The sequence below is a fragment of the Methylosinus sp. LW4 genome, from assembly GCF_000379125.1.
Taxonomy (GTDB): domain Bacteria; phylum Pseudomonadota; class Alphaproteobacteria; order Rhizobiales; family Beijerinckiaceae; genus Methylosinus.
The window spans coordinates 3,902,434-3,920,377 of record NZ_KB900626.1; the positions used below are offsets into that span (position 1 = coordinate 3,902,434).

The window sequence follows — 17,944 nt, forward strand, 5'->3', positions numbered from 1 at the left end:
ACCGGAGGGGAATCAAGATGAGCGACAAATCCGTCATCATTCATGTCCGCTTTTACAATGACGGCTCCGTGCAGGAGATCGGCGAGCGTCCCGCGAGCCTGTCCAGCCAGGAGTGGTTCACCAAGCTGACCAACGCCTACGCCATGGACTACATGGCGCTTTCGGGCGGCCGCGGCGCCTTCAAGCTGACGCCCGAAGAGCTGGACGTCGCCAAGAGCGCCACGCTTCAGTGACAAAGCAGGCAATCCGGGTTCGACGAGAGGAGAAACACAAGTGCTGAGCGCAATCAAAACGGGGTTTGAGCGAGGCCTCGTGATACCCTATCTCGGACCCGGCGTGCTGACGCTGGCGACGGGCGGGAACCCGGTTCCCGCCTCTCCCGAAGAGCTGGTCGTGCAGCTGACGAAGGCGGCGACCGTTCCGCACAAAATCCGCAATAATCTCACCGCTGCCGCTCAATACATCGAGAACTTCAAGCATCGCAAAACCATATCGGCTGCGATGAAGAAGGCTTTCGAGGAGTCGCCGGATCCTAGCGTCCTGCATAAGTGGATCGCCGAGCAGCCGAGCTTGCCGCTGGTGGTCAACGCCTGGTACGACGATCTGCCGCAGAAATCCCTCGCGGGCCGCAAGGGCTGGGGCATTGTGCAAGGCGTGTCGCAAGCCGAACATTTCGGCTATTGGGTGAATTATTTCCGGCCTGATTTCTCGCTCGTGCCCAATAAGGAATTCATCCGCGACGGGTCCGGCGCGAAGGCTCCCGCCGAGGCTCCCGAAGAGACTCTGGCTTGGGAAACTCTGCTCTATCAGCCGATCGGCTCGGTGACGCCGGCGGCGAATTTCGTCATCTCGGACTCCGACTATGTCGAGGTGCTGACAGAAATCGACATTCAGACGCCGATCCCCGAAGCGGTCCAGTCGATCCGCAAGGGCCGCAGCTTCCTCTTCCTCGGTTGCCGCTTCACGACTCAGCTCGAGCGCAACTTCGCTCGCCAGATCATGAAGCGCTCTTCCGACCAGCATTGGGCCGTGATCGAGGGCCCGCTGACGAAGAATGAAGCGAAGTTCCTCGCCGAGCAGAACATCACGCGTATCGAGACGCCGCTCGCCGAATTCGTGGCGACCCTCACCGGCCAGCCTGTCGTCGTCACGACCGCCGACGCTGCGGCTTGATCGGCGCCGGCGCCGTCGCAGATCAGTGTAATTCAGGACAAGACAATGCTCGAAGAACTTCCGGTCGTGTTCAAATACCATGTGTTCACCTGCTTCCAGCAGCGTCCGCCGGGACATCCGCGCGGCAGCTGCACCACTTCCGGCGCGAAGCCGCTGTGGGATCGTCTGCAGGCCAAGCTCGGCGCGCAGCCGCTGCCCGACGTCTCGATGACGGCGACGGGATGTCTCGGATTCTGCCGCGCGGGCCCGCTGATGGTCGTCTATCCGCAGGGCGTCTGGTATGCGCCGCGCACGCCGGAGGACATAGATGAAATCGTTCAATCGCATTTCATCGACGGAAATCCCGTCGAGCGCTTGATCATCGTGCCGCAGCTCTGACGCCGACGTCGAGACAATTTGCAAACGCCCGCGGTCGCCGCGGGCGTTTTCTATTTGTCGGACCCGTGAAAAAAACCACATCCGAAAACAAAAAGGCCGGAGCGAGGGCTCCGGCCTAGATCATCGACTGATCCTCGTCGCGCGATGTCAGAGAACAGTCAACGGAATGGCGACTCCCTGGCGCCGGCCGAGAAGAACGTCCACTTTCTGTCGAACGAACTCGACCGTCAGCGGCTTGACGATATAGCCGTGAGCGCCGGCCGCCTGGCTCTCCTTGCCGAAGCCGCTCTGAAGCGAGTCGACGATCACCAACACCTTCACGCCGGAAATGCGTTGGGGAATTTCCTTCAGCACGGGAAGACCCGCCGCTTTCACGACATTTTCCGACAAAATCAAAAGATCGGGCTTCGCCGACGCCGCCTTGTCGATGGCGGATTCGAGGCTCCCGATCTCGTGGGTCTCATATTCGTCGTGCAGCATGAACTGAAGCGCCGCCCGAATGATCTCGTCGTCGTCGACGACGAAAATGCGCTTGTTTTCGACCGCCCTGGACGTTTCGACGCCGATTTGCATCTCGTCTGCTCCGTAGTTTGACTGCCCGCTTTCTAAGCAATCGACATGCCGTGCCGATTCCGACAATGACCACGATGCGCGTCCGAATCTTACAATAGTTCCGAACGAGCCAGTCGGCCAAAAGCCCTTCGTCCGATTCCGCGCATGACTGTCGGCTTTGACACACCCCCCTCGGGGGCCACGGCGGTCAGCTTTAAATAATTGATTTCCCGATATTAAAGACCGCGCATGAGGGCTGGCACGCTGCTTGCGAGACAGGGCCCGCAAGGCGAGTGGCTGCGGATTGGGCGGCCCCGATCACCAAGGGGGCGATCAAGCAACCGGCGCCGGGCTCGGTCGGTAACGACGACTTCGGCCTGCGCGCCGTGCGCGCCGATCGCAATGAAACGGTATCTTAAGGAGACAGAGATGTCAGAACTTCGACAGATCGCGTTCTACGGCAAGGGCGGTATTGGCAAGTCCACGACCTCCCAGAATACCCTCGGGGCTCTCGCCCAGATGGGCAAGAAGATCCTCATCGTCGGTTGCGACCCCAAGGCCGACTCGACCCGCCTGATCCTCCACGCCAAGGCCCAGGACACCATCCTGTCGCTCGCCGCCGAGGCCGGCTCGGTCGAGGACCTCGAGATCGAAGACGTCATGAAGATCGGCTTCATGGACATCCGTTGCGTCGAGTCCGGTGGCCCGGAGCCGGGAGTCGGCTGCGCTGGCCGCGGCGTTATCACCTCGATCAACTTCCTCGAGGAGCAGGGCGCTTATGACGGCGTCGATTACGTCTCCTACGACGTGCTCGGCGACGTGGTCTGCGGCGGCTTCGCGATGCCGATCCGTGAGAACAAGGCTCAGGAAATCTACATCGTCATGTCCGGCGAGATGATGGCCATGTATGCGGCCAACAACATCTCCAAGGGCATTCTGAAGTACGCCAACTCCGGCGGCGTGCGCCTGGGCGGGCTGGTCTGCAACGAGCGCCAGACCGACAAGGAGTACGAGCTGGCGGAGTCTCTCGCCAAGAAGCTCGGCACCCAGCTGATCTACTTCGTGCCGCGCGACAATATCGTTCAGCACGCCGAGCTGCGCCGCATGACCGTCGTGGAGTACGCTCCCGAGTCCGGTCAGGCTCAGCACTACCGCAACCTGGCCGAGAAGGTCCATGCGAACAAGGGCAACGGCATCATCCCGACCCCGATCACCATGGACGAGCTCGAAGACCTCCTCATGGAGCACGGCATCATGAAGCAGGTCGACGAGTCGCAGGTCGGCAAGACCGCTGCGGACCTCGCCGCGATCGCGTAATCCGTTTGAAAGCTAGCGGCCCGGCCTCGAACGGGGCCGGGCCGATCTTTCAAGCTAGGACTAATCAGAAAGGGATGGCGTCATGAGCCTGGCTCAACCCGAATCCATCGAAGACCTCAAGGCGCGCAATAAGGCGCTGATCAAAGAGGTTCTCGAAGTTTATCCTGAAAAGACCGCCAAGCGCCGCGCGAAGCACCTCGGCACGTTCGAGGATGGCAAGCCGGACTGCGGCGTGAAGTCCAACATCAAGTCGATCCCCGGCGTGATGACGATCCGTGGCTGCGCTTACGCCGGTTCGAAGGGCGTCGTGTGGGGCCCGATCAAGGACATGATCCACATCAGCCACGGCCCGGTCGGCTGCGGTCAGTATTCCTGGGCGTCTCGTCGTAACTACTACATCGGCGTGACGGGCATCGACACCTTCGGCACGATGCAGTTCACCTCGGACTTCCAGGAGAAGGACATCGTGTTCGGCGGCGACAAGAAGCTCGCCAAGCTGATCGACGAAATCCAGGAGCTGTTCCCCCTCAACAAGGGCATCTCCGTCCAGTCCGAGTGCCCGATCGGTCTGATCGGCGACGACATCGAGGCCGTCTCCAAGGCGAAGACCAAGGAGTACAACGGCCATACGATCGTTCCGGTTCGCTGCGAAGGCTTCCGTGGCGTGTCGCAGTCGCTCGGCCACCATTTGGCCAACGACGCGATCCGCGACTGGGTGTTCGACAAGATGGAGGGCAAGCCCGCTCTCTTCGAAGCGACGCCTTACGACGTTGCGATCATCGGCGACTACAACATCGGCGGCGACGCCTGGTCTTCGCGCATTCTGCTCGAGGAAATGGGCCTCCGCGTCGTTGCGCAGTGGTCGGGTGACGGCACGATCGCCGAGCTCGAGGCGACGCCTCGCGCGAAGCTCAACGTGCTGCACTGCTACCGCTCGATGAACTACATCTCCCGTCACATGGAAGAAAAGTACGGGGTTCCGTGGGTCGAGTACAACTTCTTTGGTCCGTCGAAGATCGAAGAGTCGCTGCGCAAGATCGCCAGCCACTTCGACGACAAGATCAAGGAAGGCGCTGAGCGCGTCATCGCCAAGTATCGTCCGCTGATGGACGCGGTGATCGCCAAGTACCGTCCGCGTCTCGAAGGCAAGAAGGTCATGCTGTTCGTCGGCGGACTCCGCCCGCGTCACGTGATCGGCGCCTACGAGGATCTCGGCATGGAGATCGTCGGCACTGGCTATGAGTTCGGCCACAACGACGACTATCAGCGCACGACTCACTATGTGAAGGACGGCACGCTGATCTATGACGACGTGACCGGCTACGAGTTCGAGAAGTTCGTCGAGAAGATCCAGCCCGACCTGGTCGGCTCCGGCATCAAGGAAAAGTACGTCTTCCAGAAGATGGGCGTTCCTTTCCGCCAGATGCACAGCTGGGACTACTCCGGCCCGTATCACGGCTATGACGGCTTCGCGATCTTCGCTCGCGACATGGACATGGCGATCAACTCGCCGGTCTGGAAATTCGCCAAGGCGCCGTGGGCGGCTTGATCGACTGAGTTGCAAACGCTCTCTTCGCGAACGGGGTTCTCCCCGTTCGCGTTCGAGAGACCGAGGCCGGGTCGCCGCCTCGGTCCGAGAGGGCGGGCGCTCGCGGACAACGAGGGGAATCGACATGCCACAGAATGCAGATAACGTCCTCGACCATTTCAACCTATTCCGCCAGCCGGAATATCTCGAGATGTTCGAGAAGAAGAAGAAAGAGTTCGAGAATCATCACCCCGACGCCGAAGTCGAGCGCGTTCGCGAGTGGGCCAAGACGAAAGAGTATCAGGAAAAGAACTTCGCTCGCGAAGCTCTGACCGTCAATCCGGCCAAGGCCTGCCAGCCGCTCGGCGCGGTGTTCGCCTCGCTCGGTTTCGAGCAGACGATCCCGTTCGTCCATGGCTCGCAGGGCTGCGTGGCGTATTATCGTTCGCACTTCTCGCGTCACTTCAAGGAGCCGACCTCTTGCGTCTCCTCCTCGATGACGGAAGACGCGGCGGTGTTCGGCGGCCTCAACAACATGATCGACGGCCTCGCCAACACCTACAATATGTATAAGCCGAAGATGATCTCCGTCTCCACCACCTGCATGGCGGAAGTCATCGGCGACGACCTCAACGCCTTCATCAAGACCTCGAAGGAAAAGGGCTCCGTCCCGGCCGATTACGACGTTCCGTTCGCTCACACCCCGGCCTTCGTCGGCAGCCACGTGACCGGCTACGACAATGTGATGAAGGGCATTGTCGAGCATTTCTGGAACGGCAAGGCCGGCACGGCTCCCAAGCTCGAGCGCGTTCCGAACAATTCGATCAACTTCATCGGCGGCTTCGACGGCTATGTGGTCGGCAACATCCGCGAAGTGAAGCGCATGTTCGACTCCATGGGCGTCGAATACACGATCTTCGGCGATCCGAGCGATGTGTGGGATACGCCTACCGATGGCGAGTTCCGCATGTATGACGGCGGAACGAAGCTCGAGGACGCGGCCAACGCGATCAACGCGAAGGCGACCTTCTCGATGCAGCATTTCTCCACGGAGAAGACGCTGCCGCTGATCGCCGCGAGCGGCCAGGAGACCTATTCCTTCCATCATCCGATCGGCGTTCGCGCGACCGACGAGTTCCTGATGAAGGTCTCGGAAGTCACCGGCAAGCCGATCTCCAAGGAGCTGACGCGCGAGCGCGGCCGCCTCGTCGACGCCATCGCCGACTCTTCCGCGCATCTGCACGGCAAGCGTTTCGCGATCTACGGCGACCCGGACCTCTGCTACGGCCTCTCCGCCTTCCTGATGGAGCTGGGCGCCGAGCCGATCACCGTGCTCGCCAGCAACGGCGGCAAGGTGTGGGAAGAGAAGATGAACGAGCTGTTCGCCAGCTCGCCGTTCGGCAAGAACTGCAAGGCCTATCCTGGCAAGGATCTCTGGCATATGCGTTCGCTGCTGTTCACGGAGCCGGTCGACTTCCTGATCGGCAACACCTACGGCAAATATCTCGAGCGCGACACCGGCACCCCGCTGATCCGCATCGGCTTCCCGGTCTTCGATCGCCACCACTATCACCGCTATCCGGTGTGGGGCTATCAGGGCGGCCTGAACGTCCTGGTGTGGCTGCTCGATAAGGTCTTCGAGGAGATCGATCGCAACACCAACGTCGTCGCGAAGTCGGACTACAGCTTCGACATTATTCGCTGACGTTCACGAGCTTCCGCCGGGTCGCGAGCGACCCGGCGGAACAATGAGAGCCTGATCCGTCGGGTCGATCGCCGCGCCGGCGCAATGAGTGCGCAGTGTGGGAGGCGATGGCCGTTGCAGGAGGCGCGGATGAGCACGCTGGCCGCAAAAGTTCAAGAAGTTTTTAACGAGCCCGGTTGCGACAAGAACAAGGGCAAATCCGAGAAAGAGCGAAAGAAGGGCTGCACGAAGCAATTGGCGCCGGGCGCCGCAGCCGGCGGATGCGCTTTCGATGGCGCCAAGATCGCTCTTCAGCCCATCACCGACGTCGCCCATCTCGTTCATGGTCCCATCGCCTGCGAAGGCAATTCCTGGGACAATCGCGGAGCCAAGACATCGGGCTCCAGCCTCTACCGCACCGGTTTCACGACGGATATCGGCGAGACCGACGTCGTCTTCGGCGGTGAGAAGCGCCTCTACAAATCGATCAAAGAGATCATCGACAAATATGATCCGCCAGCGGTCTTCGTCTATCAGACCTGCGTTCCGGCGATGATCGGCGATGATATCGATGCGGTCTGCAAGGCCGCTGCGAAAAAATTCAACAAGCCTGTCATTCCCGTGAACTCGCCCGGCTTCGTCGGGCCGAAGAATCTCGGCAATAAGCTCGCGGGCGAGGCTATTCTCGAGCATGTGATCGGGACGCAGGAGCCGGAGTATACGACTCCCTACGATATCAACATCATCGGCGAATATAATCTCGCCGGCGAGCTGTGGCAGGTGAAGCCGCTGCTGGACGAGCTCGGCATTCGCATCCTGTCCTGCATTTCCGGCGACGGCAAATACAATGAGGTCGCCTATTCCCATCGCGCCAAAGCGTCGATGATGGTGTGCTCCAAGGCGATGATCAACGTCGCTCGCAAGATGGAGGAGCGCTACGACATCCCCTTCTTCGAAGGGTCGTTCTACGGCATAGGCGATATGAGCGACTCGCTTCGCGAGATCGCGCGTCTGCTGATCGAGCGGGGCGCGCCGGCGGAGCTGAAGGATCGGACCGATGCGCTCATCGAGCGCGAGGAGGCGCGCGCCTGGGCGCGTATCGCTCCCTATAAGGAGCGCCTCACGGGCAAGAAGGTTCTGCTCATCACGGGCGGCGTCAAATCCTGGTCCGTCGTCGCAGCATTGCAGGAAGCCGGCATGGAGCTCGTCGGCACCAGCGTCAAGAAGTCCACCAAGGAGGACAAGGAGCGCATCAAGGAGCTGATGGGTCAGGACGCCCATATGATCGACGATATGACGCCGCGCGAAATGTATAAAATGCTCAAAGACGCGCAGGCGGATATCATGTTGTCGGGCGGCCGCTCGCAGTTCATTGCGCTCAAGGCCAAGATGCCCTGGCTCGACATCAACCAGGAGCGTCATCACGCCTATGCCGGTTATGAAGGCATGGTCGAGCTGGTTCACGAGATCGACAAGGCGCTCTTCAATCCGGTTTGGGAGCAAGTTCGTCGAGCGCCGCCGTGGCAGGAGAAGACCTGGGAAGAGCGTGCGAATGAGGCAATTGCCGCCGAGGCGGCCGAACTCGCCGCCGATCCGGTCAAGGCCGAGCAGGTGCGCCGCGAGAAGCGCGTGTGCAAATGCCACAGCGTGAACGTCGGCGCCCTCGAGGACGCGATCGCCGCCGGCTCATTGACCACAGTCGATGCGCTGGCCGAGGCGACGCACGCCGGCACGGGTTGCGGTGGATGCCGCGACACGATGGAACAAATGATCGAGGCAGCCAACGCCGGTGGCGCGGTTCCTGCATCGAAAGCGGCGTGAGGCGCTCCGATGGCTAGAGTCGAAGTTTCCAAAAAGGCCTGCGCGGTCAATCCATTGAAGATGAGCCAGCCGATCGGCGGCGCGCTCGCCTTCATGGGCGTTCAGGGATGCATGCCGCTGCTGCATGGGTCACAGGGATGCACATCTTTTGGGCTCGTGCTGTTCGTTCGACATTTTCGCGAAGCCATTCCGCTGCAGACGACCGCGATGAGCGAAGTCGCCACTGTGCTCGGCGGTTTGGAGAATGTCGAAGAAGCAGTCGTCAATATCGCGAAACGCGCCAAGCCGGAGATCATCGGCATTTGCTCGACCGGCGTGACCGAGACCAAAGGCGATGACGTCGACGGATATATTCAGCTCATTCGTCAGCGTCATCCAGAGCTCGATCACATGGGCATCGTCTATGTGTCGACTCCCGACTTCAAGGATGCGTTTCAGGATGGCTGGGGCAAGACCGTCGCCAAGCTGATCGAGGCTTTCGTGCCGGCGAACGAGACGCCTGCGCAAAGGGCTCCGCAGCGCGTGAACGTTCTGCCCGGTTGCCATCTCACGCCCGGCGATATCGACGAGCTGCGCGACATCATCGAGAGCTTTGGGCTCGAGCCGACTTTCTTGCCCGATCTCTCGGGCTCGCTCGACGGGCATCTGCCGGAGGATTTCACGCCGACGACGCTCGGCGGAACGTCCCGCGAGGCGATGTCGCAAATGGGTTCGGCCGCATGGACGATCGCGGTCGGAGAGCAGATGCGGCTCGCGGCGACGACCTTGGAGCGTCGCGCCGGCGTTCCCTTCGAGCTCTTCGATCGTCTCACCGGCCTCGCGCCCAATGACGAGCTGATCGCCTTTCTGTCCCGCATCAGCGGCCGCCCGGTTCCGGTGAAGTTCAAACGGCAGAGGGGGCAGCTCGTCGACGCCATGCTCGACGGGCATTTCCATTTCGGCGCCAAAAAGGTGACGATCGGCGCCGAGCCGGATCTTTTGTTCGCGATCGGATCCTGGCTGATCGAGATGGGCGCGCATGTCACGGCGGCGGTAACGACGACGCATTCCGCCGTGCTCGAAAAGCTGGCGATCGACGAGGTTTTGATCGGCGATCTCGAAGATTTGGAAAATCGTTCGAAGGGCGCCGATCTGATGATGACCCATTCGCATGGGCGTCAGGCGTCGGAACGTCTCGGCGTGCCGCTTTTCAGACTCGGCCTTCCGACATTCGATCGCCTCGGCGCGGGTCACGAGCTGACGGTCGGCTACAGAGGCACCCGGACGCTGATCTTCAATATCGGCAATATGTTCATCTCGCAGGCGCATGAGCCCGACCCCGATACATGGCGCCGTGACGATGAGAATGTCACTCATTTCGGGGGCGAGCCGTCCCCCGAGCTCGTCCAACTTACCGCGATGGCCTGACCACGAGGAGGCAGCATGAAAGTCGCATTCGCCACACAAGACCTCGAGCGCGTCGACGCCCATTTCGGTTGGGCGAAGAATATCGCGATCTACGAGCTGACGGCCGATGGATATAGCTTGGTCCAGACGATCCAGTTCCAGGGCGATCTGCAAGAGGACGGCAACGAAGACAAGCTTCAGCCCAAGCTCGAAGCGATCAAGGATTGCGCGATTCTCTACATCGCGGCGATCGGCGGCTCGGGCGCGGCGCGTGTCGTCGCCTCCGGCATTCATCCGATGAAGGTGCCGCAGCCGGAGAACATTGTCGATCTGCTGGAAAAGCTCAAGGTTGTCCTGCAGGGCGCGCCGCCGCCGTGGCTGCGCAAGGTGATAACGAAGGGGCAGGAACGTACCTTCGATTTCGAGGAAGAGGCTGCAAATGGCTGAGACCGAGACGATTACGGCGACTAATGCCGCTGAGAGCATCTTCATCAAGGAGCTCATCAAGCAGTGGCGCGCGCAGGATACGCACGGCACCTGGGAGAACAAGAAAGATCTCGATCTCATCAAGCCGTATATCGTGGACAAGGAAGCGCGTAAGGCGCTGCCGCTGATCGGCGATCCCGACCCCGAGATCCTCTGGCGCGTCGAGCTTTTCTACAATGCCGTCGCTCTGTCGATCGAGCGCGCCACCGGCGTGATGGTTCAGCCGATGATCAAGATGAGCCATGAGGGTTTCGGCCGTCAGGTTCTCATCGCCGGGCGTCTCATCGTCGTCAACAAGCAGCTGCGCGACGTTCATCGCTTCGGCTTCGACAATCTCGACAAGCTGTCCGAGGAAGGCACCAAGCTCGTCAACGCCGGCGTCGAGATGGTGGAGAAATTCCCGGAAGTCGCCCGTTACTGATTTCGAAGGAGAGTGGAAAATGAGCTCCGTCGACGAGCTGAAGGCCGAGATCAAGAAACTCTCTGCCAAGGCGACCAATATGAAGATGAATCTGCACGACCTTTCGGAAGAGCTGCCGATCAATTGGGGCACGATTCTCACTGTCGCGCAGGAGACCTATGAGGCGTATTCGGCTCTCGAGGCCGCGCGCCAGAAGCTCAAGGAATTGGAGACGGCGTGATGGGGGCGTTCAAGACCAGAGGCGGCGCCGATTGGACGCCGTCCTATCTCACCGACATCAACCCCGCGACCTGTATCGGTTGCGGGCGTTGCTTCAAGGTTTGCCCTCAGGACGTGATGGCGCTCTACGGCGTCGACGCGGAGGGGACCATCCTCGGCATCGTCACCGACGATGACGACGATGATTTCGACGGCGAGCTCAATCGCAAGATCATGAAGGTCGAGCGGGAGCAGGACTGCATCGGCTGCTCGGCGTGCTCGAAGGTCTGTCCCAAGGACTGCCAGACGCACGTCCCTGTGGACCAGCTGGTCGGCTGATCCGATGGCCTTTCTCTCCGAGGATCGTCGAGCGGAGAGCAGGCTTCCGCAGCCCGGCCTGGATGCGACGGACATTTACGTGCGCTTGCGGTCGCGTCCGAGCGATTTCGGACGCGACGATCCTTTTACCGCCCATGTGTTCTGTTGCGTGCTGGCTCTCGGTCTGAGCGAGGCGGCTGGGCGGCCCGGAGGGCTCGCTCAGTCGCTCGCGCTCGGGCGCGAGGCGCTGGCGCGGCTGATCGAGCGTTGGGCGCCCGAAGCGACCTCTCTGCTCGATCTCGCATCCGAGCCCGAGACGATCGCGCTGGACGATGAAGAAGATCAAATTCGTGAATTGCTGCTGAGGTTTCGCGGGGACGCGTCGGAGGAAACCGCTTGGCTCGCCTCTATCCTCACCAAGCGCGCTATGTCGCCGCGGCATTTGTGGCAGGATCTCGGTCTCGCCAAAAGAGACGAGCTCGGCCGTCTGATGCAGGAGCGCTTTCCGAGCCTCGCTGCGCGCAACGTCAATCATATGAAGTGGAAAAAGTTCTTTTATCGCTCCTTGTGCGAGATGGAAGGCTTCGTCCTTTGCGCTTCGCCGACCTGCCGGGAATGCAGTGATTTCCACGACTGCTTCGGTGATGAGAGTGGCGAGAGCGCCCTGGCGCGGCTGTCCCACGGCAAGCCTTCGAATTCCTGATCGATCTCGAGATTTGGCGCCTTTTTCAGCGTGAAACGCCGCTGAAATCGCGGAATTTCGTGCAAATAGCAGCACAATCGCCATCCGTGTCGGAACTCTGACAATGTGGGAATGCGAACAGCCTCGAGCCCTTCGAATCGACTGATTCACGATGGTAAAGCCGGGTGGCATAGCGGTTGCTTCCTCTATGACGGATGATTTTCCGGGAAGAGGTTAAGCAAATGATCGAACTCACAGACAACGCGCTGAACGCGGTGCGTTCGGCAATTACGGGCGCCGGGCAGGAGGTCGAGGGACTGCGCATCATGGTCGAGGCCGGCGGCTGCGCGGGCTTCCAGTACACCATGGGTCTCGTCAATGAGAGCAATCCCGCGGACCACGTCTTCGAGCGCGATGGCGTGAAGGTTTTCATCGAGGAGGGCTCGCTCGCCTATCTCGACGGCACGCGCGTGGATTTCGTCAGCGGCCTCGAAGGCGCGGGCTTCACCTTCGACAATCCCCAGGCCAAATCCAGCTGTTCCTGCGGCAAGTCGTTCGGCTGATCGTCTTACGGGGAGAGCGGCGATGTGGGAATATTCCGACAAGGTCCAGGAGCATTTCTTCAACCCAAAGAACGCCGGCGCTCTCGACGGCGCCAATGCGGTCGGCGAGGTCGGCGCCCTTTCCTGCGGGGATGCGCTCAAGCTGATGCTCCATATCGACCCTGTGACGGAGATCGTTCTCGAAGCCAAGTTCCAGACCTATGGCTGCGGCTCGGCGATCGCCTCCTCTTCGGCTCTGACCGAGCTCGTCATCGGCAAGACGCTGGAGCAGGCGCGGGCTGTCACCGGCCGCGACATAGCGGATTTTCTCGGCGGGCTTCCGCCGGAAAAAATGCACTGCGCTGTGATGGGGCATGAGGCGCTTCAGGCGGCGATCGCCGATTTTCGCGGCGAAGCTCCGCAGCCTCGGCACGAGGAGGCGGCGCTCGTCTGCAAATGTCACGGCGTCGATGCCCGGGCGATCGAACGGGCGATCCGCGACAATGCGCTGTCCACGGTCGAACAGGTCGGCGCCTTCACCATGGCGGGCACGGGCTGCACGACCTGCTATGAGCAGATCGAGGATATTCTGCTGCGGGTCGCGACCGAGGCTGCGGCTGCCTCTGCTGCGTCGGCGGCCGCGCAGGCGGCGGAAGTCGCGCGCCCAGAGACGGCGCCGGCCGCTTCGGCGCCAGCTCCTGTCGCGCCGCGGCCGGGCTCGCTCAATCTTTTCAGCGCCGCCGTGCGGGCCGCGTCGACGGCGCCGGCCCCTGCGAAGCCGATCGTGCGGCCAGCCGCGGAATCGTCGCCGCTCTCCCCCGCCTCGCCGCTTCCGCCGCCTTCCGCCGGGATGACGAATCTGAAGAAGATTCGTCTGATCGAGGAAACGATCGAAGACCTCCGCGTCTATCTGCGCAAGGACGGCGGCGATTGCGAGCTGATCGACGTCGACGGCTCCAATGTGCTCGTCAGCCTCACGGGCGCTTGCGTCGGCTGTCAAATGGCGAGCGTGACCGTCTCGGGAATTCAAGAGCGGCTCATGGCCAAATTGGGCGTGCCGATCCGCGTGATCCCCGTCGGTCGCAACGCTCATTGAGGAGTGCGTCATGAAGGCGATTTATCTCGACAATAATGCGACGACCCGAGTCGATCCGTCGGTGGTGGAGGCGATGCTTCCTTTCTTCACGGAGCATTTCGGCAACGCCTCTTCGGCTCACTCGTTCGGGGCGGAGGTCGGGACCGCGGTGAAGGCCGCGCGGCAGCAGCTGCAGCAGCTGCTGGGCGCGACGCACGATCACGAGATCATCTACACCTCGGGCGGGACGGAGAGCGACAACGCCGCCATTCTGTCGGCGCTCGATGCGCTGCCGGATCGCAATGAGATCGTGACGTCCAAGGTCGAGCATCCGGCGATTCTGTCGCTCTGCGAGCATCTCGAGAAGACTGGCCGCGCCAAGGTGCACTTCATCGGCGTCGACAGTTCCGGCCAGCTGGATATAGACGCCTATCGCGCCGCTCTGTCGGACAAGGTGGCCGTGGTGTCGCTGATGTGGGCCAATAACGAGACCGGAACGATCTTCCCGGTCGAAGGCCTCGCCGAGCTCGCCAAGGAGCATGGCGCTCTGTTCCATACGGACGCCGTGCAGGCGGTCGGCAAGACGCCGATCTCCCTCAAGGACAGCGCGATCGACATGTTGTCGCTGTCCGGCCACAAGCTGCATGGCCCGAAGGGAATCGGCGCGCTCTATGTGAAGAAGGGCGCGCGTTTCAAGCCGCTGATCCGCGGCGGTCATCAGGAGCGCGCGCGCCGCGGCGGCACGGAGAATGTGCCGGCGATCATCGGCCTCGGCAAAGCGGCGGAGCTGGCGCTTCAGCATATGGCGGAAGAGCAGGGCCGCGTGAAGGAGCTGCGCGATCGGCTGGAGAAGGCGGTTCTGCAGCGCGTGCCCAATTGCATCGTCAATGGCGATCGTCATGACCGTCTGCCGAACACGACCAATATCGCTTTCGAATATGTCGAGAGCGAAGCGATCCTGCTGCATCTCAATCGCGGCGGCGTCGCCGCTTCGTCGGGCTCGGCCTGCACCTCCGGCTCGATGGAGCCGAGCCATGTGCTGAAGGCGATGGCGATTCCCGAGGCGGCGCTGCATGGCGCGGTGCGTTTCTCCTTCTCGCGGGACAATGTCTCGGAGGACGTCGATCGCGTCGTGGAGGCGCTGCCGGGGATTGTCGAGAAGCTGCGCGAAATGTCGCCCTTCTGGGCGGACGCGGAGAAGAAGACGAACGACTCCAAGCCCGTTTTTGCTTGACAGGCGGCTCCCGTGAACGGCGATCAACCCCGCATCTTCATCAATGACACGACGCTCCGCGACGGCGAGCAGGCGCCGGGAGTCGCCTTCACCGCCGCGGAGAAGCTCGCGATCGCGCGCGCGCTGGCCGCTCTCGGCGTCGATGAGATCGAGGCGGGGACGCCGGCCATGGGCCGGGACGAGATCGACTCGATCGCCGCCATCGCTGGCGACGGCCTGCCGTGCCGGGTGATGGCCTGGTGCCGGCTGAGCGAGAGCGACGTCGACGCGGCGCTCGCGGCCAATGTCGCGCATGTGAATGTGTCGTCGCCCATGTCGCGCTTGCAGATCGGCGTCAAGCTGTCGACGGATGTCGATGGCGCGGCGGCGCGGGTGCAGCGGGTCGTGGCCTATGCGCGATCGAAGGGGCTGACCGTCGCGCTCGGCGGCGAAGATTCCTCGCGCGCCGATCCGCGCGACATCGGCTGCATCGCCCGCGCCGCGGCGGCGGCCGGCGCGACGCGCTTCCGCTTCGCCGACACGCTCGGAACGCTCGATCCTTTCGCCACCTACGAGTCGATACGTCGCGTGCGCGAGGAGACCGATCTGCCGATCGAGTTTCACGGCCATGACGATGTCGGGCTCGCCACCGCCAACACGCTCGCCGCGGTGCGCGGCGGCGCGACGCATGCCTCCGTCACCATGCTCGGCCTCGGCGAGCGCGCCGGAAATGCGGCGCTCGAGGAGGTCGCTCTGGCGCTCGGCCACGTCGCGCATGGCCGCACCAATATCGATCTCAAGCGCCTGCAAGGCGTCGCGCGGCTCGTGGCGGCGGCGGCGCGCCGCAAGATCGGCCGCGCCAAGGCGGTGGTCGGCTCCGACATATTCACGCATGAATCGGGCATTCATGTCGCGGCGCTGATGAAGGATGTCCGCACCTATCAGGGCCTCGATCCCGCGCGGCTGGGGCGACGGCACCGCATCGTCATCGCCAAGCATTCGGGCTTGAGCGCGATTCAGAAGAAATGCGCCGAGATCGGTGTCGATCTCGACCGCGAGACGGCCGCGCGCCTGCTCGCTCACGTCAAGCGCCGCGCGCTGGACCAGAAGCGTCCGGTCAATCGCGGCGAGCTCATTCGCCTCGTCGATCGTGCGCAGGCGGAAGCGGCGCTGGCGGCGCGGCATGATGTCGGAGGCGTGTCATGAGTCCCATTTCGATTGTCGACACGCCGCGCGTCGCGCCTAGCAAAGGACTGCTCGCGCAGATTCGCGAGGATGTCGGCTGCGTCGCGCAGCGCGATCCGGCGGCGCGCAGCACGCTCGAGGTGGTGCTGCTCTATCCGGGCGTGCACGCGCTGATATGGCATCGCATCGCCAATCGCCTGTGGCGCAGCGGCCATAAGTTTTCGGCGCGCGCGCTCTCGTGGTTCGGGCGTCTCGTCACCAATATCGACATTCATCCCGGCGCGACGATCGGCGTGCGCTTCTTCATCGATCACGGCGCAGGCGTCGTCATCGGCGAGACGGCGACGATCGGCGACGATGTGACCATGTATCACGGCGTCACGCTCGGCGGCACCTCTTGGTCCGCGGGCCGGCGCCATCCGACGGTCGGCGATGGCGTGCTGATCGGCGCCGGCGCCAAGATTCTCGGGCCGATCAGCGTCGGCCCGCGCGCGCGCATCGGCGCCAATTCTGTGGTCATCGAGGATGTGCCGCCGGAGATGACGGTGGTCGGCATTCCCGGCCGCGTGGTGCGGGAGCAGCGGCGCCGCTCGGGCGTGGATGGCCGCATCGATCTCGAGCATCACCTCATTCCCGATCCGGTCGGCGACGCGATCTCCGTGCTCATCGACCGCATCGATTTTCTCGAAGCGCGGCTCGCACATCTTCAGGTGCGCGTCAGCGAAGGCTCCCATCGGCAAGTCGGAGACAACAAGCCATGAGCATATTGGACGATCTGCGCAAATTGTCGGCGGCCGAGGAATTCTTCGATCTTCTCGGCGTCGAATACGACCCCAACATCGTGCGTCACTCGCGTCTGCATATTCTGCGACGCATGGGCGAGTATCTTCACAAGGCGGCGCCCGAGGGCGCGTCCGACGACGAGGTGCGCGAAGCGTGCCGTGAGTTTCTCGCGAAGGCCTATCAGGACTTCACGAAATCGTCTCCGATCGAAGAACGGCTTTTCAAAGTGCACAAGGACGCTGTAAAGCCGAAGGAGGAGCCGAAGAAGCCCTTCGTGCCGCTCACAACGGTCACGACGTCGAACGGATGAAGATCGAAACACCAGTCGGGATGGCGAGAGGAAGAGACTCATGAAGATACTGGTCTGCATCAAGCAAGTTCCCGACAGCGCCCAGATCCGCGTGCATCCTGTCACCAACACGATCATGCGGCAGGGCGTGCCGACGATCATCAATCCCTATGATCTCTTCTCGCTGGAGGAAGCGCTGAAGCTGCGCGACAAATTCGGCGGCGAGGTCACGACATTGACCATGGGTCCGCCCATGGCCGCCGACGCGCTGCGCAAGACGCTAGCGATCGGCGCCGATCGCGCGATTTTGCTCACCGATCGTTTCTTCGCCGGCGCGGACACTCTGGCGACGACCTATGCGCTCGCGCAGGCGATCGGCAAGATTCAGAAGACCTGGGGCGATCTCGATCTCGTCTTCACCGGCAAGCAGACGATCGACGGCGACACGGCGCAGGTCGGTCCGGGTGTGGCGAAGCGTCTCAACCTTCTGCAATTGACTTATGTCTCCAAAATCGTCGAAGCCGATGAGGAGAAGCGCGAGGTCGTGATCGAGCGTCGCGCGGAAGGCGGCACGCAAGTCCTCAAGACGAAAATGCCCTGCCTCATCGCCATGCTCGAGGGCACGAACGAGGTGCGTCGCGGCTCCATCTCGGATTCGCTGCGCGCCGCTCGCGCCGAGATCATCACCTGGAGCGCGAAGGACGCCGAGATCGAAGACCTCGGCAAATGCGGGCTGAAAGGATCGCCGACGATCGTGAAGAAGGTCTTCGCGCCGCCGCAGCGCACAGATCGCGCCGCCTTCGTGGAGCCGGGCAAGAACGCGGGCGATTCCGCCGACGTGCTGATCGAGGCGATCTTCAAGCGCCATCCGGCGCTCGAGGAAGACATGACGAAATTGGCCAGTGGGTTCTAA

At 62.2% G+C, this 17,944-nt stretch carries 21 protein-coding genes; 20 read left to right on the forward strand and 1 reads right to left on the reverse strand.

The window, feature by feature from the left end; all coding sequences use genetic code 11:
* Positions 1-17 precede the first annotated feature (17 nt).
* From METLW4_RS0119480 to METLW4_RS0119490, 3 genes are read left to right on the forward strand one after another with little or no spacing between them, the layout of a single operon-like run.
* On the forward strand, positions 18-233 hold the full coding sequence (locus METLW4_RS0119480; protein WP_018267916.1) for a hypothetical protein: 216 nt from the start codon (positions 18-20) through the stop codon (positions 231-233).
* A gap of 40 nt (positions 234-273) precedes the next feature.
* Positions 274-1,173, forward strand: coding sequence for an SIR2 family NAD-dependent protein deacylase (locus METLW4_RS0119485; protein WP_043331930.1), 900 nt, complete (start codon positions 274-276; stop codon positions 1,171-1,173).
* 45 nt (positions 1,174-1,218) lie between these two features.
* Positions 1,219-1,551, forward strand: coding sequence for a (2Fe-2S) ferredoxin domain-containing protein (locus tag METLW4_RS0119490; protein ID WP_018267918.1), 333 nt, complete (start codon positions 1,219-1,221; stop codon positions 1,549-1,551).
* Positions 1,552-1,698: 147 nt separating this feature from the next.
* Here the strand turns inward: METLW4_RS0119490 and METLW4_RS0119495 are convergent, their stop codons facing one another.
* Positions 1,699-2,124, reverse strand: a complete 426-nt coding sequence (locus METLW4_RS0119495) for a response regulator (protein ID WP_018267919.1) — start codon at positions 2,122-2,124, stop codon at positions 1,699-1,701.
* A gap of 408 nt (positions 2,125-2,532) precedes the next feature.
* Here METLW4_RS0119495 and nifH point away from each other — a divergent pair, with 408 nt between their 5' ends.
* The 17 genes from nifH (at position 2,533) to METLW4_RS0119580 (ending at position 17,944) form a co-directional block, all read left to right on the forward strand.
* A complete protein-coding gene (gene nifH, locus METLW4_RS0119500) occupies positions 2,533-3,420 on the forward strand; it encodes a nitrogenase iron protein (protein WP_026191650.1) in 888 nt (295 codons plus the stop codon).
* An 82-nt stretch (positions 3,421-3,502) separates the two neighbouring features.
* Entirely contained in the window at positions 3,503-4,969 is a 1,467-nt protein-coding gene (nifD, locus tag METLW4_RS0119505; RefSeq protein ID WP_018267921.1) for a nitrogenase molybdenum-iron protein alpha chain, read from the forward strand.
* Between the two features lie 124 nt (positions 4,970-5,093).
* Positions 5,094-6,653: a nitrogenase molybdenum-iron protein subunit beta gene (gene nifK, locus METLW4_RS0119510; RefSeq protein ID WP_018267922.1), complete on the forward strand. Its 1,560-nt coding sequence runs from the start codon at positions 5,094-5,096 to the stop codon at positions 6,651-6,653.
* Between the two features lie 129 nt (positions 6,654-6,782).
* Positions 6,783-8,453 (forward strand): nitrogenase iron-molybdenum cofactor biosynthesis protein NifE, encoded by a 1,671-nt coding sequence (nifE, locus tag METLW4_RS0119515; protein ID WP_026191651.1) that lies wholly within the window; start codon positions 6,783-6,785, stop codon positions 8,451-8,453.
* A 9-nt stretch (positions 8,454-8,462) separates the two neighbouring features.
* Positions 8,463-9,860 (forward strand): nitrogenase iron-molybdenum cofactor biosynthesis protein NifN, encoded by a 1,398-nt coding sequence (gene nifN / locus METLW4_RS0119520; RefSeq protein WP_018267924.1) that lies wholly within the window; start codon positions 8,463-8,465, stop codon positions 9,858-9,860.
* Between the two features lie 15 nt (positions 9,861-9,875).
* A complete protein-coding gene (gene nifX / locus METLW4_RS0119525; RefSeq protein ID WP_018267925.1) occupies positions 9,876-10,286 on the forward strand; it encodes a nitrogen fixation protein NifX in 411 nt (136 codons plus the stop codon).
* Positions 10,279-10,746, forward strand: coding sequence for a NifX-associated nitrogen fixation protein (locus METLW4_RS0119530; RefSeq protein WP_018267926.1), 468 nt, complete (start codon positions 10,279-10,281; stop codon positions 10,744-10,746). Before nifX ends, METLW4_RS0119530 begins: the two co-directional genes overlap by 8 nt.
* Positions 10,747-10,765: 19 nt before the next feature.
* Positions 10,766-10,966 carry a CCE_0567 family metalloprotein gene (locus METLW4_RS0119535; protein WP_018267927.1) on the forward strand — a complete coding sequence of 67 codons (201 nt, stop codon included), beginning with the start codon at positions 10,766-10,768 and terminating at the stop codon, positions 10,964-10,966.
* Positions 10,966-11,283: a ferredoxin III, nif-specific gene (fdxB, locus tag METLW4_RS0119540; protein WP_018267928.1), complete on the forward strand. Its 318-nt coding sequence runs from the start codon at positions 10,966-10,968 to the stop codon at positions 11,281-11,283. Before METLW4_RS0119535 ends, fdxB begins: the two co-directional genes overlap by 1 nt.
* A 4-nt stretch (positions 11,284-11,287) precedes the next feature.
* Complete coding sequence (locus METLW4_RS0119545; RefSeq protein WP_018267929.1) at positions 11,288-11,965, forward strand: nitrogen fixation protein NifQ; 678 nt, start codon at positions 11,288-11,290, stop codon at positions 11,963-11,965.
* Positions 11,966-12,186: 221 nt separating this feature from the next.
* A complete protein-coding gene (locus METLW4_RS0119550; protein WP_018267930.1) occupies positions 12,187-12,507 on the forward strand; it encodes a HesB/IscA family protein in 321 nt (106 codons plus the stop codon).
* A 22-nt stretch (positions 12,508-12,529) separates the two neighbouring features.
* A complete protein-coding gene (gene nifU, locus METLW4_RS0119555) occupies positions 12,530-13,582 on the forward strand; it encodes a Fe-S cluster assembly protein NifU (protein WP_018267931.1) in 1,053 nt (350 codons plus the stop codon).
* Positions 13,583-13,592: 10 nt separating this feature from the next.
* Positions 13,593-14,795, forward strand: a complete 1,203-nt coding sequence (nifS, locus tag METLW4_RS0119560; protein WP_018267932.1) for a cysteine desulfurase NifS — start codon at positions 13,593-13,595, stop codon at positions 14,793-14,795.
* Positions 14,796-14,807: 12 nt separating this feature from the next.
* Positions 14,808-15,980, forward strand: coding sequence for a homocitrate synthase (gene nifV / locus METLW4_RS0119565; protein WP_018267933.1), 1,173 nt, complete (start codon positions 14,808-14,810; stop codon positions 15,978-15,980).
* Positions 15,977-16,720, forward strand: a complete 744-nt coding sequence (cysE, locus tag METLW4_RS0119570; RefSeq protein ID WP_018267934.1) for a serine O-acetyltransferase — start codon at positions 15,977-15,979, stop codon at positions 16,718-16,720. The genes nifV and cysE overlap by 4 nt, the downstream gene beginning before the upstream one ends.
* Positions 16,717-17,052 carry a nitrogenase stabilizing/protective protein NifW gene (nifW, locus tag METLW4_RS0119575; RefSeq protein ID WP_018267935.1) on the forward strand — a complete coding sequence of 112 codons (336 nt, stop codon included), beginning with the start codon at positions 16,717-16,719 and terminating at the stop codon, positions 17,050-17,052. Before cysE ends, nifW begins: the two co-directional genes overlap by 4 nt.
* A 40-nt stretch (positions 17,053-17,092) precedes the next feature.
* On the forward strand, positions 17,093-17,944 hold the full coding sequence (locus METLW4_RS0119580; protein WP_018267936.1) for an electron transfer flavoprotein subunit beta/FixA family protein: 852 nt from the start codon (positions 17,093-17,095) through the stop codon (positions 17,942-17,944).